This window comes from Yinghuangia seranimata (genome assembly GCF_029953285.1).
GTDB classification, from domain to species: Bacteria; Actinomycetota; Actinomycetes; order Streptomycetales; family Streptomycetaceae; genus Yinghuangia; species Yinghuangia seranimata.
Genome location: NZ_JASAOI010000007.1, coordinates 25,758 through 39,030, shown reverse-complemented (window position 1 = coordinate 39,030; position 13,273 = coordinate 25,758). Strand labels below are relative to the sequence as shown.

Here is a 13,273-nt window from a genome sequence, read left to right as displayed (position 1 = left end):
CCGCGGCACGGCACCCCGCTCGGGACGCCGTCCCTCACCCAAGACTAGGCCCGTCGCCGAGACCGGGCCCGGCGCCGCGGAGCGGCACCGCCGCGAACACGACCTTGCCGGGGCCCGAGGGCAGGACGTGGATGCCGCCGGTCAGCCGTGTCACGATCAGCAGCCCGTAGCCGGTGTGCAGCTCCGTGGCGCCCAGCCGCAGCCAGTCGGGGCCGTCGTCGCGGACGGCCACCTCCACCTCGTCGGCGCTGCACTCCACGGTCAGGCGGCACGGGCCGGGCGCGTGCCGGCAGGCGTTGGACACCAGTTCCGCGACGACCAGGAGCGCGTCGTTCCTGGCTGACCCGGTGGTGCCCGAGACAAAGCCCGCCGCGGCGCCGTCAGGGGCGACGGGCGGGCCTTTCGGCAGGTCGGCGAGGAAGTCCTCCGCCACCTGCCGCGCCGCGCGCACCGACCCGGCCGAGCCGTCCAGGTCGACGACGAGCTTGCGCGCGTCGTCGACCATGGTGCGGACGACCGGGTCGAATGCATCGCGTGGGGTCATGCCGCAGCTCCTGGCGGCCCGAGGGCGTGGCTCACGGACTCGGGGCCGGTCGTGGACGGATCTTCCTCCAGCATGACCCGCAGCTGCTGCAGCGTCGTGCTGAGCAGCCGGGAGACGTGCATCTGCGAGATGCCGAGCCGCCGCGCGATCTCACGCTGCGACAGGTCGTGCCAGAACCGCATCTCGATCATGCGGCGCTCGCGGTACGGCAGCGCGGACAGCAGCGGCGCGATCGACACGCGGAAGTCCACGAGGTCCAGCTCGTCGTCGTCGTACCCGAGCCGGTCGGCCAGCGGGGTGCGGGCCTGCGGGCCGCCCTCGCCGTCGGAGTCGACGCGGGTGCCGAGGTCGAGCGAGTCGACCAGGTAGCCGTGCCCGGCCTCGCGGCCCTCGCGGACCTCGGCCGGGGTGAGGCCGAGCCGCGCGGCGACCTCGGCCTCCGTCGGTTCGCGCCCGACGGCCTGCTCCAGCTCGTCCGAGGCACGTGCCACGGCCATGAACCGCTCCTGCAGGCCGCGGGTGACGTGCACCGGCCACGAGGTGTCGCGGAAGAACCGCTTGATCTCGCCGGAGATCGTCGGCAGGGCGTAGCTGGGGAACGCCACGCCGCGGTCGACGTCGTACGCGTCGACCGCCTTGAGCAGACCCACCACGCCGGTCTGCAGGATGTCGTCGTACGGCTCGCGGCGGTGGGAGAAGGCGCGGGCGACGTACCGGACCAGGGGCATGTTGAGTTCGACGACCGCGGCACGGATCTCGCCGTGCAACGGGTCGGCCGGGTCGAGAGCGCGCAGCTCGCGCAGCAGCTCGTCGCTCGCGGCGCGGGCCTCGTCCTTGGACATGCGGCGGAGTTCGGCTCGGGTGTAGCGGGGACACGCGGTAAGGACCGCCGAAGCGGAGCTCGCGGACATGATGTCGGCTCCTTGCGGATCCGGGGCCCACGGGTCCGCGTCTCCCGCACCGGCGCGCGGCGCCGAATGCGTGCGGTTCACCGTGGAAGGCCTCCGGACACCCGACTGCTTCAGGCGGGCGGTGACCCGGCACAAGAGTGCCTGGCGGGCGGACATATTCCACCCGGCGACCGGGCCGTACGGGCTCACCGGTCTCATTAGCGCCCCTACCCCCTTCCGGGCGGTGTGACACGGTCACCGGACGCCCGGCTGTGCCTTGACTCAGTCGTCGAGGGCGCGGGCCAGCTCCGCCTTGCGCATCGAGGAGCGGCCCTTGACGTTGCGGCGCTTGGCCTCGGCGTACAACTGGTCGTACGTCGGGCCGCCCGAGCCGGAGTGCGAGCGCAGGCCGCCGCGACGGCCGGAGGACATGTCGTGCGTTGAGGACCTGCTCGCGGTGCGGGACTCACCCGAGCGGGCGCGTTCCTTGTTGACGGTGCGGGCGGCGATCTCCTTGGCGCGTTCGGTGGACTCACCGCGCTCCAAGGCGCTCTCCTTGATGTGCTCGTACTGGCGTTCGCGCTTCGGGCTCGAGCCGCGGGGCATCCTGCTCGCCGCCTCTCGTCGGGGTGGTCGCTTCGGGGTGGTCACGTCGGATTGATCGGCGCGCGGGGCCGCTACCCGCAGGTGCCTCACGTATGCGGTGCCGGCTTCGGCTCAGGAGCGGGCGCCGGCGCCGGGTCGGGCGCGGGGTCCGGTTCGGGGTTCGGCAGCGGACCGGGGTCCGGCGGCGGCTGCGGCCGCGGGTCGGGCGTCGGGAACGGGCCCGGTCCAGGCGGCTGCGTGTCGGGGTCGGACGGGAACGGGACGGTCATGACGGTTCCTTTCGCTGACTCGCGTAGCGGCGCACCCAGCGGAAGATCAGCAGCAGCCCGAGCGCCAACGTGACGATCCAGAGCGCGCCCAACACCCCGATCACGGCCGGGGATCCGGTCCGCGCGCCCGCCACCAGCAGGGCGAAGCACGCTGTGAGCAGGACGAACATGACGTGGCCGCGCGGGTGTGTGACGGCGTACCGGACGCGCGCGAAACCACGCAGCCGCATGGCGCCCAGCATCCGCGCCAGACGTGTGTCCGCGCTCAGTTCGGCCTCGATCTGTGCCAAGGCCTGTGCCTCCCGAGGCGAGAGTCCCGAGCTCTCCATGGCACTCATCTCCGGCATTCGTAGCCCTCCGTCGAACGCCCGGCCGCTACCCCGGTTCGGGCCCGCGACACGGCCGCGAGGACTGCGCGCTGCGTGGTCGGGTAGCCGCTCCGCGAACCGTCCGCTGTTGGGAAGGACCACGTGATGACCGCGGTACCGGGCGACTTCCATCGATTCCAGAGCGTCTTCGAGTCCGTCGACAGGGACCACGACGGCTACATCACCGCCGCGGAACTCCTCACCGCGCTCGACCGCTTGGGGCGCCCGGCGCCCAGCGGCGGTGCCGAGGAGCTGATGCGGGCCTACGACGCCGACCACTCGGGCAACATCGACTTCGAGGAGTTCACCGCACTGCTGGCCGGCTCGCCGGACGCCGCCGCCGGTCGGCCGCAGTCCCGCGAGCACACGGCGGGAACCCACCGCGGGTGATCGTTAAGGCCGGTCCGCGCGGGGTAGCGACGGTGCATGACCAGCACACTCACCGTCGGTGTCGAGGAGGAGTTCTTCCTCGTCGACCGGATGACGCGCCGGGCTGTCCCGCGTGCGCCCGAGGTGCTCGCCTGGGGCCGCGACATGCTGGGCGACCGGCTCCACCCGGAGTTCCTGCGCACCCAGGTCGAGGCGGCCAGCCGACCGGCCTCGACGCTGGCGGCGCTGCTGCGCGACCTGGTCGGCATGCGGCGCGGCGCGGCCGCCGCGGCGGCCTTCGCCGACTGCCGGATCGCCGCCGGCGGCACGGCCGTCCTGCCCGGATCCCGACCGGTCCCGCTGACGGCCGGACGCCGATACCGGCGCATGGCCGAGCGGTTCGCCGCCCTCGTGGCCGACCTGGGCGACGGCGTGTGCGGATGCCACGTGCACGTCGGCATCCCGGACCGCGAGGAGGCCGTGCGGGTGGCCAACCACCTGCGGCCCTGGCTGCCCACCGTGCACGCGCTCACGGCGAACTCGCCGTTCCGTGACGGCGGGGACAGCGGCTACGCGGCGTGGCGCATGGTCCGCTGGGCGCAGTGGCCCACCGTCGCGCCGACCCCGGCGTTCGCCGACGCCGCCGCCTACGACCACGCGGTCGACGCGCTCGTCGACTCCGACACCCTGCTCGACCGCGGGATGGTCTACTGGTACGCGCGGCTGTCCGAGCGCTACCCGACGCTGGAGATCCGCGTCGCGGACACCAGCTCCGACGTCGCCATCACCGTCCTCACCGCGGCCCTCATCCGCGGCCTGTGCGCCGCGCTGCTGGACGACGTGCGCGCCGACCGCGCCGCACCCGCCGTCCCCGACGAACTGCTGCGCGCCGCCCACTGGCGGGCCGCCCGCGACGGCCTCACCGGCAAGGGCGTCGACCCCGCGACCGGCCAACTCGTCCCCGCCCGCCGGCTGGCCCGCGCGCTGCTGCTGCGCGCCCGGCCAGGACTGCTGGCGTCCGGCGACTTCGACACCACCGCGGGTCTGCTGCGTGCGGTGCTGCGGCACGGCGACGGCGCCCTGCGGCAGCGCGTCGCGTACCGGCGGCACCGGAGCCCGCAGGACGTCGTCGACATGCTCGCCACCCAGAGCGAGGCCGGAAGCGCGCTGGCCGACCCCAGGTTCGCCGGGCTGCTGGGACGCCCGCTGGAGGCCCCGCCGGTCCGTGTCGCCAGGGTCGTACCGCAGACCGCCGAGTAGCGCGGCGCGCCGCCGCATGATCGGTGGCGCGGGGTTGGCCGCTGCCTGGCCGGGTAGCCGGATGGTATGACCTCCATCGATCTTGCCGGCAGCGCAGGCGTGGGCCTTGTCACGGCCGCCTTGGCGGCGATCGTGGTCATTGCCGCGCTGCTGAGCTACCCGGTCCTCCGGGGCGTGCGCGAACGCCGCTTCCGCCCGCCGCCGGACTACGAGCCCCGCTCGGACAACTGGGGCACCGCCGACTCCCAGGAGACCCAGGCGCGCCGGTTCGAACACGACACCGAGCGTGAACCCATCGAACTGCCGCACGACGGCACCCGGCTCTTCCCCCACGAGATGGAAGGCTTCGGCAACCTCACCACGCGGCCGAAACGGAAGCACCCCGAAGAGTGACCGCGGAACCCGTCCAGATGGGCACAGGCCATGCGCGGCCCGCCCACTCCGGCCCCGGCACCCTCGCCCGCCGACCGCCCCGACGGCCCGGCCGGTCTCGGCCACGACCTCGAACTGACCGCCGAAACCCTGTTCTGCGCGCTCGCCGGCGCCGCCTACCCGGCGTGGCCCGCCGACCTCACCGCACTCGCCCGCCGCAACGGCGCGGGCCTCACCGTGATCCAGGTCCTCGAAACCCTGCCCGACGCACCCGTGCTCGGCCCCAACCAGGTCTGCGTCGCGCTGCTGCACCGGCACGGGCACACCCAGCGGAACCCCTGACGGGCCGCGGCAACCCGTCGTCCCGAAGCGGAGCCTCGTTCCCCTTCGCCTTCCCTCGCCGTGGTCGCATTCCGACCGCTTCCGTACGGTCGTTCGGGCGCTACGCGGGTAGCGGTTGTACGCACCGGACACGGTGCACCCACCAGGCCCCACGTGAGGCCGCAGCGATCGGAGGACGTCATGACCACCGTGACGGCGCGCAGCGACCGCGTCGCCCAAGCACCGGGCCGGGACGACGAACTCCCCCCGGACGCCACGCCGGTCTGCGCGCAGTGCGGGCCCGCCGACGCCCTGGTCATCGACGAACTCGCCCTGCAGCACAGGGAGATCGACAACCTCATCGCGGACCTCGAACGGGCCGCCGCGGGCGTCGAGGACACCGAAGGGCCTGACGGGGACGCCCCCGTGGCGGACCTCGCCGACGCGCTGCGCCACGACGCCGCTCTTGAGCGCGACCGTGTCTACCCGGCCGTCCGGCGGCGCGTCACCGGGGGGAAGAGCCTGGTCGAACACAGCCTGCGCGCACACGAGGACCTCGTCAGGTGCCTCGACGAACTCGCCGCCTGCCCACGCCAGGACCCGCGCTACCGGATTCTCCTCGGCAGCCTGCGCGTCGCCTTCCGCGCCCACCGGCACGACCACGAGGACCGGCTGTTCGTCCGCCTGCGCGGCGCCTGCCGCGCCGCCGAGCACCGCTCGCTGCGCGACCCGGCGTCCAGGCCGCACGCCGCCTAGGGCCGCGCGTCGCGCCGTTGCTTGTGCTGTATAAGGCATTTGCGCAGTATGCGATGTGTCATCCCGGTGCAACCGGGCAGCCGCTAGGCATGATTCCTCTACTTCTCGTCCTGCTGTTGGTGCTGATCCTGTTCGGCGCCGGATTCGCCCTCCACGTGCTGTGGTGGATCGCCGTGATCGCGCTGGTGGTCTGGCTGCTCGGCTTCCTCTTCCGCGGCGCCGGGGGGAGATCACGGAACACGTGGTACCGCTGGTAGCCGTACGACGGCGCCCACAGCCCTTCCCAAGAGACCCCGAGAGACCTCGCCCCGGTCGGTTGGCGGACCGACCGGGGCGTTCCCATGCCCGGCGCCCGGCCGATTCCGGCGGTTCACCCTGAGTGGCGGTTGCACGGCGTCCCGTGGGGAGGGACGCTCGACAACAGGGGGCGGAACGTGCCATGCCACCGACCAAAGGATGCCCATGGGCGCCACAGCCGCCGAAGGGCGGCCCCAACCGGAGGGCGACGCGTCGGGCGCGGCGGTGCCGTACGCGAACAGGGACGCGGACCTCCGGGCGCTGCTCGCGGGGCTCACCGCGGTGCGCGACGGCGACTTCGGGACCCGGCTGCCCGGCGAGGCCGAGGGGCTCCTCGGCGAGATCGCGACCGTGTTCAACGGCATGGTGGACCAGCTGTCGATGTTCACCTCGGAGGTGACCCGCGTCTCCCGCGAGGTCGGCACCGACGGGCGCCTCGGCGGCCAGGCCCACGTCGAGGACGTCCGGGGCACCTGGCGCGACCTCACCGACTCGGTGAACTTCATGGCCGGGAACCTCACCTCCCAGGTCCGCTCGATCGCGCACGTGGCGACCGCGGTGGCGCAGGGTGACCTGTCGCAGAAGATCCGGGTGGACGCGCGCGGCGAGATCCTCGAGCTCAAGGAGACCATCAACACGATGGTCGACCGGCTGTCGTCGTTCGCGGACGAGGTCACGCGCGTGGCGCGCGAGGTCGGCACCGAGGGCATCCTCGGCGGCCAGGCGCGGGTGCCCAACGTGGCCGGCACCTGGAAGGACCTCACCGAGAACGTCAACTCGATGGCGGACAACCTGACCCGGCAGGTCCGCAACATCGCCCAGGTGACCACCGCCGTCGCGCAGGGCGACCTGTCGAAGAAGATCGACGTCGACGCGCGCGGCGAGATCCTCGAGCTCAAGACCACCATCAACACGATGGTCGACCAGCTGTCCGCGTTCGCCGGCGAGGTCACGCGCGTGGCGCGCGAGGTCGGCACCGAGGGCATGCTCGGCGGCCAGGCCGAGGTCGAGGGCGTCGAAGGCACCTGGAGGCGGCTCACGGAGAACGTCAACGAACTCGCCGGCAACCTCACCCGGCAGGTCCGCGCCATCGCCGAAGTCGCCAGCGCCGTCGCGGAAGGCGACCTGACCCGCTCGATCAACGTCGACGCGTCCGGCGAGGTCGCCGAGCTCAAGGACAACATCAACACCATGGTCGGGTCGCTGCGTGAGACCATCCGCGCCAACCAGGAGCAGGACTGGCTCAAGTCCAACCTGGCCCGCGTCGCCGGCCTCATGCAGGGGCACCGCGACCTGTCCGTCGTCGCCGCCCGTGTCATGGACGAGCTCACCCCGCTCGTGTCCGCGCAGTACGGCACGTTCTACCTGCTGCGCGAGACCGGCGCGGGCGCCGAACTGACCCTGATCGGCTCGTACGGACACCCCGCCGACACCGACGCGCCCAGCCCCATCCCCGTGGGCCGCACCCTCGTCGGACAGGCCGCGCAGAGCCGGCGCACCATCACCGTGGAGGACCTGCCCGCGGGGTACGTCACGATCTCGTCCGGGCTCGGCCGCGCCGATCCGACGAGCCTGATCGTCCTGCCGATCCTCGTGGAGGACCAGCTGCTCGGGGTCATCGAACTGGCCTCCGTCACGCCGTTCCGCGACATCCACCGGGTGTTCCTCGCACAGCTCATGGAGATCGTCGGCGCCGGCGTCAACACCATCGTCGCCAGCGCGCGCACCAACGAACTGCTCGACGAGTCGCAGCGCATGGCCGCCGAACTCCAGGCGCAGCAGGACGAACTCCAGCGCTCCAACAACGAACTCGCCGAGAAGGCCGCGCTGCTCGCCACGCAGAACCGCGACATCGAGGCCAAGAACCAGCAGATCGAACAGGCGAGGCAGGAACTCGAGGACCGTGCCCGGCAGTTGAGCCTTGCATCGACCTACAAGTCGGAGTTCCTGGCCAACATGAGCCACGAACTGCGCACCCCGCTCAACAGCCTGCTCATCCTCGCGCAGCTCCTCGCCCAGAACCCCGGCCGCAACCTGACGCCCAAGCAGGTCGAGTACGCGGGCATCATCCACTCCGCGGGCTCCGACCTGCTCCAGCTCATCAACGACATCCTCGACCTTTCCAAGGTCGAGGCCGGAAAGATGGACCTGCACCCCGAACCGGTGCCGCTGCGGGGCCTGCTCGACTACGTCGAGGCGACCTTCCAGCCGCTGACGGCGGTGAAGGAACTGGCCTTCAGCGTCGAGACGGCGCCGGGTGTACCCGCCGAACTCGTCACCGACGACGCCCGGTTGCGGCAGGTCCTGCGGAACCTCCTGTCCAACGCCGTCAAGTTCACCGAGCGCGGCCGCGTCGAACTCCGCATCGAACCCGCCGACCCCGCCGAACTCCCGGACGCCGTCGCCCACGACGGGCCGGCCGTCGCGTTCCGCGTGCGCGACACCGGGGTCGGGATCCCGGCGCACCAGCTGGAGACGATCTTCGGCGCCTTCCAGCAGGCGGACGGCACGACCAGCCGCAAATACGGGGGAACGGGGCTCGGCCTGTCGATCTGCCGCGAGATGGCCGTCCTCCTCGGCGGCGCCCTCACCGCCGACAGCACACCGGGCGTGGGCAGCACGTTCACCCTCTACCTGCCCGCGACCCCGGCCGCCCTCGCCGGCCACGTCCCGACGCCGGACACCCCCACGCCGCCCGCGGACGCCCCGCCCGCGACCGCGCTACCGGGAGAGCCGACCGCCGACGAAGTACTGCGCGGGCGGACAGTCCTGGTCGTCGACGACGACGTCCGCAACCTGTACGCGCTCAGCGGCATCCTGGAACAACACGGCATCACCGTGATCGGCGCCGCCGACGGCCGCAAGGCGGTCGACGCCCTGGCCGACCACCCCGACGTGGACCTCGTCGTGATGGACGTGATGATGCCCGAGATGGACGGCTACACCGCCACCGAAGCCATCCGCCGCGACCCCCGCCACGCCCGACTCCCGATCATCGCCGTCACCGCAAAGGCGATGCCGGGCGACCGCGAAAAAAGCCTCGCGGCAGGCGCAAGCGACCACGTGACGAAGCCGGTCGACACCGAGGAACTGATCGCGTGCGTACGCCGCTGGCTGCAGACGTGAGAACGGTGGTCAACGGAGGCCTCCGGCCGGCCGGCGGGCTCCTGCCGCCGCCGCGCCGTCCGGCGACCAGGGCGGACGGCGGAGGGATTGGGCCGGACCGCGGGATCTCGGCGGGCACGGGCCGCCTGGCGACGATGGGCGGCCGAGGCCCACGGCCTGTCAGCGAGGGCTTGGCGACGACGCGAGGTCCAGCGACGTCGGTGGTGCGCGAAGGCGTGCGACCGGTCGGTGTGCCGTCGACGAGCCCGCGCCACCTGGGACCACCGCTCCTGGCCGACCTCGGTCGCTCCGCCGCGCCGCACCGAACGGCCTCTGACGGGTGGGCGCGCCGGAAGGACGGCCTGTACGTGCGGTACGGCCTGCCGCCTGGCGCCGGGCTGTTCCCGCTGGTGGCGCGGGCGTACCCAAACGACGCCGAGGTGGGCCGCCGCACCGGACGGCGGCCGCCGAGCGGGTGGGGTTGCGGGGGCGTATGGCCTGAGAGCGGCCCGAACGCCGCCTCCCGCGCGGCCCGCACCGCGGCGCGACCACCGCCGCGGGACCACGCGCGTGCAGCCGAGCACGAGCTTCCTACCCGCACGGCGGGAGCTGACCGCACATGAACGAGCGTGCGACGACGGTGGTCAGCGAACGGATGCGGCCGGTCTTCCGCGCTGTGGGACCACAGCGCGCGGTCCAGGACGGGCTTCGGACCCGTACAGGGGGAGCTGATCGCACATGAGCGAGCGTGCGGCGACGCCGGGCCCGGCCGGTGCGGACATGCAAGGCGACGAGTACGTCCGCCGGTTGGCCGCGGCCGTCGCACGCTTGCGCGCCGAACTGGCCGCCGCCCGTGTCTCCACCGAGGACCGCGCGCTGATCGACACCGCCCGCGGCGTCCTGATCGGGCGCGGCCGCTGTGCGCCCGCCGACGCGGGACGCGTGCTTGCCGAGCTGGCCGAACGCGCGGGCGTCAGCCCGGTCGAGCTGGCCGCGGACATCGTCGGCGGGGAGGCGGAGGTCGGCATCGGCGTCGCGGTGGCGGAGCGTGCGGCCGTGGGCGGGAGTGATACCGACGAGTCCGCGAGTGGTCGCGAGTCGCCGGGCGCCCGGGAGGGCCGGAATGTCGCGCCGGCTGGCGACGCCGACCTCGTCGCGGAGACTCGCGGCTCGCTCGCCGATCCAGCTGCGGAGCGGCGGCCCGGCGACGATCCCGGCCCGCGCATATCCGAAGCCGCACCCGAACCCGTCCCGGCACCGGCACCCACGCCCGCCCCCGGGCCTGCGTCGCCCCTGGGCCTCGCACCGGAAGCTGCTCCCGAGGCCGAGGCCGAGGCCGAGCCCGAGCCCGAGCCTGTGCCCGAGGCCGAGCCTGTGCCCGAGCCTGAGCCCGAGGCCGAGGCCGAGCCTGTGCCCGAGCCTGAGCCCGAGGCCGAGCCCGAGCCTGTGCCCGAGCCTGAGCCCGAGGCCGAGCCCGAGCCTGTGCCCGAGCCCGAGCCTGTGCCCGAGCCCGAGCCCGAGCCTGTGCCCGAGCCCGAGGCCGAGCCTGAGGCCGAGCCTGTGCCCGTGCCCGTGCCTGTGCCTGAGGCCGAGCCTGAGCCCGAGCCCGAGGCCGAGCCCGAGCCCGAGCCCGAGGCCGAGCCCGAGCCCGAGCCCGAGCCCGAGCCCGAGCCCGAGCCCGAGGCCGAGCCCGAGCCCGAGCCCGAGCCCGAGCCTGTGCCCGAGGCCGAGCCTGTGCCCGAGCCTGTGCCCGTGCCCGAGCCTGTGCCTGAGGCCGAGTCTGAGGCCGAGCCCGAGCCCGAGCCCGAGCCTGAGCCCGAGCCCGAGCCTGAGGCCGAGCCCGTGCCCGTGCCCGTTCCCGTGCCCGAGGCCGAGCCCGAGCCCGAGGCCGAGCCTGAGCCCGAGGCCGAGCCTGAGGCCGGGCCCGAGCCCGGTCCTGGGTCTGTGCCTGCGCCGCCCTCGCGTCCCGCACCCAAAGCCGCTCACGAGCCTGCGCCCCGTCTCACGTCTGCCTCCGCGCGATCTGCGTCGGGTCAATCCGCCGCCGCTCGGGCCGGCGGGGCCTGTTCGGAGGGGCTGACCGGGCTGGGGGAGAGTGCGGTGCTCGTCGCCGACGATGCTCAGGCTGTCGTCGATGCTCTCGCCGGGGAGGTGCTCGGTTCGCTCGGGGCCGGGGGTGTGGTGCTTTGGGGGCTTGCTCCCGACGGGGCGCTCGTTCTTCGGGGGCAGTTCGGGTTCAGTGCGCTCGCCGTGTCGGGGTGGGGGCGGGTGCCGCCTGGGGTCTCTGCTCCGGCGCAGCGGGCGGTCGGTGGGCGGGCGTTGGTCTGGGTGCCTCGGCTCGGCGAGGCGGGGGAGGGTTCGGTGGGTGGGGGCGAGTTGCCCGGTGCACGGGTCGCGTTGCCTGTTCGCCGTGGGGGGCGGTTGCTCGGGGTTCTGGAGATCGCTTGGGCGCAGGCGCGCGCTGAGGCCGCCGAACCGGTGCGGCGCAATCTTGAGGCGTTGGCCGACCTGTGCGGCCGGGCGCTTGCTGTGCCCGGCGAGGGCGGGGGGACCTCGTCGGACAGCGGGACCGTCGAGGCCACCGCACTGGCGGACAGCCTGCCCGATCCCGCGCTCGTCCTCGTCCCCGTCCTCGACGCCGACGGCGGCCTCGTCGACTTCCGGGTCCGGCACGCCAACCGGCATTATGCCGACCCCGACGGCCAGCCCGCCGCCGCCGTGCGGGACGCCCGCCTGGTCGACCTGTACCCCGAAAGCGTCCAGAACCAGGGCCTGTTCGGCTACATCGAGCAGGTCTACTCGTCCGGCCGCCCGTTCCACGACGCGCGCCTGCCGCTCACCGCGCTCGTGCCGACCGCGCCCCCGGGTGCGGTCATGGACCTGAGCGCCACCCGGCACGGCGAGGCGGTCCTCGTCCGCTGGCGCCTGCGCGACGAGACGGGCCGGGTCGCCGAGTTGCTGCGGGACACCCAGCGCCTGGGCCGGATCGGCGCGTTCGAGGAGGACCTCGAGGGCGGCGGGATCTCGTGGACCGACGGTCTCTACGAGCTGTACGGCCTGCCGCCCGGCGCGGCGCCGTTCCCGCTGGCCTCGCTGCCGGCGCGGGCGCATCCGGACGACGCCGACGTGCTCGAGCGCCTGCTGCGCACCGTCTTGCGCCGCCACCGCGCCGCCGCCGCGGTGTTCCGGGTCGGGAGGGCGCCCGACGCCGTCCGGCACCTGCGGGTCGCGGCCGAGCCGGTGGTGGGGGAGGACGGCCGGCTGGTCGCGGTGCGCGGTGTCCACCAGGACGTCTCCTCGCAGTACTGGACCGAGGTCGCGCTCGACGCCACCCGCGACCGGCTCGCCGTCTCCCAGCAGGAGGTCGTCGAGGGCAACCGCCTCGCGCGTGAGCTGCAGCGGGCGATCATGCCGCCCGAGCAGACCCCGTCCGGCACCGAGGGGCTCGACGTGGCGGTGCGCTACCGGCCGGCCGAGTCCGACACGGCGGTCGGCGGGGACTGGTACGACGCGGTGGTCCTGCCGTCCAGGCACGTGCTGCTGTGTGTCGGCGACGTCGCCGGGCACGGCATCGACGCGGCGACCACCATGCTGGTGCTCCGCAACGCGCTGCGCGGCCTCGCCGTCACGGGCGCGCCGCCCGCGCGGCTGCTGGTATGGCTGAACACGGTCGCGCACCACCTCCCCGGGCACATCACCGCGAGCGCGGTCTGCGGCGTGTACGACCCGGAGGCGCACGTGCTGCACTGGGCCGCCGCCGGGCACCCGCCGCCGGTGCTGCTGCGCGACGGCGAGGCCGCCGCGCTGCCGCCGCCCGACGGGATCCTGCTCGGTGCCGTCGCCGAGGCGGACTACGCGGACGCCGAGCTGGCGCTGCGCCCCGGCGACACGCTGCTGATGTACACGGACGGCCTGGTCGAGCGCCGCGACCGCAACGTCATGGACGCCGTCGCCCAGCTGGTCGACTCGGTCCGCGGCCACACCGGCGGCGTCGAGGAGCTGCTCGACCACATGCTCGCCCGCAGCCGCGCGGACACCGACGACGACACGTGCGTGGTCGGCATCAGGGTCCGCTAGGCCGTTCCAGGCCCCGGGAAAACGAAACGGCTACCACCT

Annotated in this window: 13 protein-coding genes; 8 read left to right on the top strand and 5 right to left on the bottom strand. The window is 73.7% G+C overall.

From position 1 onward, the window contains the following. Positions 1-34: 34 nt before the first annotated feature. The 5 genes from QI554_RS04460 to QI554_RS04440 form a co-directional block, all read right to left on the bottom strand. The gene (locus QI554_RS04460) at positions 35-544 is read right to left on the bottom strand and encodes an ATP-binding protein (RefSeq protein WP_281466053.1); all 510 of its coding nucleotides are present in this window, start codon (positions 542-544) and stop codon (positions 35-37) included. Next, positions 541-1,455 (bottom strand): SigB/SigF/SigG family RNA polymerase sigma factor, encoded by a 915-nt coding sequence (locus QI554_RS04455; protein ID WP_281466051.1) that lies wholly within the window; start codon positions 1,453-1,455, stop codon positions 541-543. Before QI554_RS04455 ends, QI554_RS04460 begins: the two co-directional genes overlap by 4 nt. A 261-nt stretch (positions 1,456-1,716) precedes the next feature. Beyond that, the gene (locus QI554_RS04450; RefSeq protein ID WP_281466049.1) at positions 1,717-2,040 is read right to left on the bottom strand and encodes a plasmid stabilization protein; all 324 of its coding nucleotides are present in this window, start codon (positions 2,038-2,040) and stop codon (positions 1,717-1,719) included. An 86-nt stretch (positions 2,041-2,126) separates the two neighbouring features. Next, positions 2,127-2,309: a hypothetical protein gene (locus QI554_RS04445; protein WP_281466047.1), complete on the bottom strand. Its 183-nt coding sequence runs from the start codon at positions 2,307-2,309 to the stop codon at positions 2,127-2,129. Then, positions 2,306-2,647 carry a DUF3040 domain-containing protein gene (locus QI554_RS04440; protein ID WP_281466045.1) on the bottom strand — a complete coding sequence of 114 codons (342 nt, stop codon included), beginning with the start codon at positions 2,645-2,647 and terminating at the stop codon, positions 2,306-2,308. Before QI554_RS04440 ends, QI554_RS04445 begins: the two co-directional genes overlap by 4 nt. 135 nt (positions 2,648-2,782) lie before the next feature. Between QI554_RS04440 and QI554_RS04435 the strand changes: the two genes are divergently transcribed. The 8 genes from QI554_RS04435 to QI554_RS04400 all read left to right on the top strand — a co-directional run bounded on the left by QI554_RS04435 (position 2,783) and on the right by QI554_RS04400 (position 13,234). Further along, on the top strand, positions 2,783-3,067 hold the full coding sequence (locus QI554_RS04435) for an EF-hand domain-containing protein (RefSeq protein WP_281466043.1): 285 nt from the start codon (positions 2,783-2,785) through the stop codon (positions 3,065-3,067). A 36-nt stretch (positions 3,068-3,103) separates the two neighbouring features. Beyond that, positions 3,104-4,306: a carboxylate-amine ligase gene (locus QI554_RS04430; RefSeq protein WP_281466041.1), complete on the top strand. Its 1,203-nt coding sequence runs from the start codon at positions 3,104-3,106 to the stop codon at positions 4,304-4,306. A 66-nt stretch (positions 4,307-4,372) separates the two neighbouring features. Continuing rightward, positions 4,373-4,699, top strand: coding sequence for a DUF6479 family protein (locus QI554_RS04425; RefSeq protein WP_281466040.1), 327 nt, complete (start codon positions 4,373-4,375; stop codon positions 4,697-4,699). A 30-nt stretch (positions 4,700-4,729) separates the two neighbouring features. After that, entirely contained in the window at positions 4,730-5,020 is a 291-nt protein-coding gene (locus QI554_RS04420) for a DUF2795 domain-containing protein (RefSeq protein WP_281466038.1), read from the top strand. Between the two features lie 180 nt (positions 5,021-5,200). After that, the gene (locus QI554_RS04415) at positions 5,201-5,755 is read left to right on the top strand and encodes a hemerythrin domain-containing protein (RefSeq protein WP_281466036.1); all 555 of its coding nucleotides are present in this window, start codon (positions 5,201-5,203) and stop codon (positions 5,753-5,755) included. Between the two features lie 89 nt (positions 5,756-5,844). Next, complete coding sequence (locus QI554_RS04410; protein WP_281466034.1) at positions 5,845-6,012, top strand: hydrophobic protein; 168 nt, start codon at positions 5,845-5,847, stop codon at positions 6,010-6,012. A 199-nt stretch (positions 6,013-6,211) separates the two neighbouring features. Then, positions 6,212-9,178 carry a HAMP domain-containing protein gene (locus QI554_RS04405; protein WP_425527910.1) on the top strand — a complete coding sequence of 989 codons (2,967 nt, stop codon included), beginning with the start codon at positions 6,212-6,214 and terminating at the stop codon, positions 9,176-9,178. Between the two features lie 717 nt (positions 9,179-9,895). Beyond that, a complete protein-coding gene (locus QI554_RS04400) occupies positions 9,896-13,234 on the top strand; it encodes a SpoIIE family protein phosphatase (protein ID WP_281466030.1) in 3,339 nt (1,112 codons plus the stop codon). The last annotated feature ends 39 nt before the right edge of the window (positions 13,235-13,273 follow it).

What these genes read in the sequence shown, in the direction of transcription:
- QI554_RS04460 (WP_281466053.1), bottom strand. Translation starts at nt 544, where the DNA reads ATGACCCCACGCGATGCATTCGACCCGGTCGTCCGCACCATGGTCGAC.
- QI554_RS04455 (WP_281466051.1), bottom strand. Translation starts at nt 1,455, where the DNA reads ATGTCCGCGAGCTCCGCTTCGGCGGTCCTTACCGCGTGTCCCCGCTAC.
- QI554_RS04450 (WP_281466049.1), bottom strand. Translation starts at nt 2,040, where the DNA reads ATGCCCCGCGGCTCGAGCCCGAAGCGCGAACGCCAGTACGAGCACATC.
- QI554_RS04445 (WP_281466047.1), bottom strand. Translation starts at nt 2,309, where the DNA reads ATGACCGTCCCGTTCCCGTCCGACCCCGACACGCAGCCGCCTGGACCG.
- QI554_RS04440 (WP_281466045.1), bottom strand. Translation starts at nt 2,647, where the DNA reads ATGAGTGCCATGGAGAGCTCGGGACTCTCGCCTCGGGAGGCACAGGCC.
- QI554_RS04435 (WP_281466043.1), top strand. Translation starts at nt 2,783, where the DNA reads ATGACCGCGGTACCGGGCGACTTCCATCGATTCCAGAGCGTCTTCGAG.
- QI554_RS04430 (WP_281466041.1), top strand. Translation starts at nt 3,104, where the DNA reads ATGACCAGCACACTCACCGTCGGTGTCGAGGAGGAGTTCTTCCTCGTC.
- QI554_RS04425 (WP_281466040.1), top strand. Translation starts at nt 4,373, where the DNA reads ATGACCTCCATCGATCTTGCCGGCAGCGCAGGCGTGGGCCTTGTCACG.
- QI554_RS04420 (WP_281466038.1), top strand. Translation starts at nt 4,730, where the DNA reads ATGCGCGGCCCGCCCACTCCGGCCCCGGCACCCTCGCCCGCCGACCGC.
- QI554_RS04415 (WP_281466036.1), top strand. Translation starts at nt 5,201, where the DNA reads ATGACCACCGTGACGGCGCGCAGCGACCGCGTCGCCCAAGCACCGGGC.
- QI554_RS04410 (WP_281466034.1), top strand. Translation starts at nt 5,845, where the DNA reads ATGATTCCTCTACTTCTCGTCCTGCTGTTGGTGCTGATCCTGTTCGGC.
- QI554_RS04405 (WP_425527910.1), top strand. Translation starts at nt 6,212, where the DNA reads ATGCCCATGGGCGCCACAGCCGCCGAAGGGCGGCCCCAACCGGAGGGC.
- QI554_RS04400 (WP_281466030.1), top strand. Translation starts at nt 9,896, where the DNA reads ATGAGCGAGCGTGCGGCGACGCCGGGCCCGGCCGGTGCGGACATGCAA.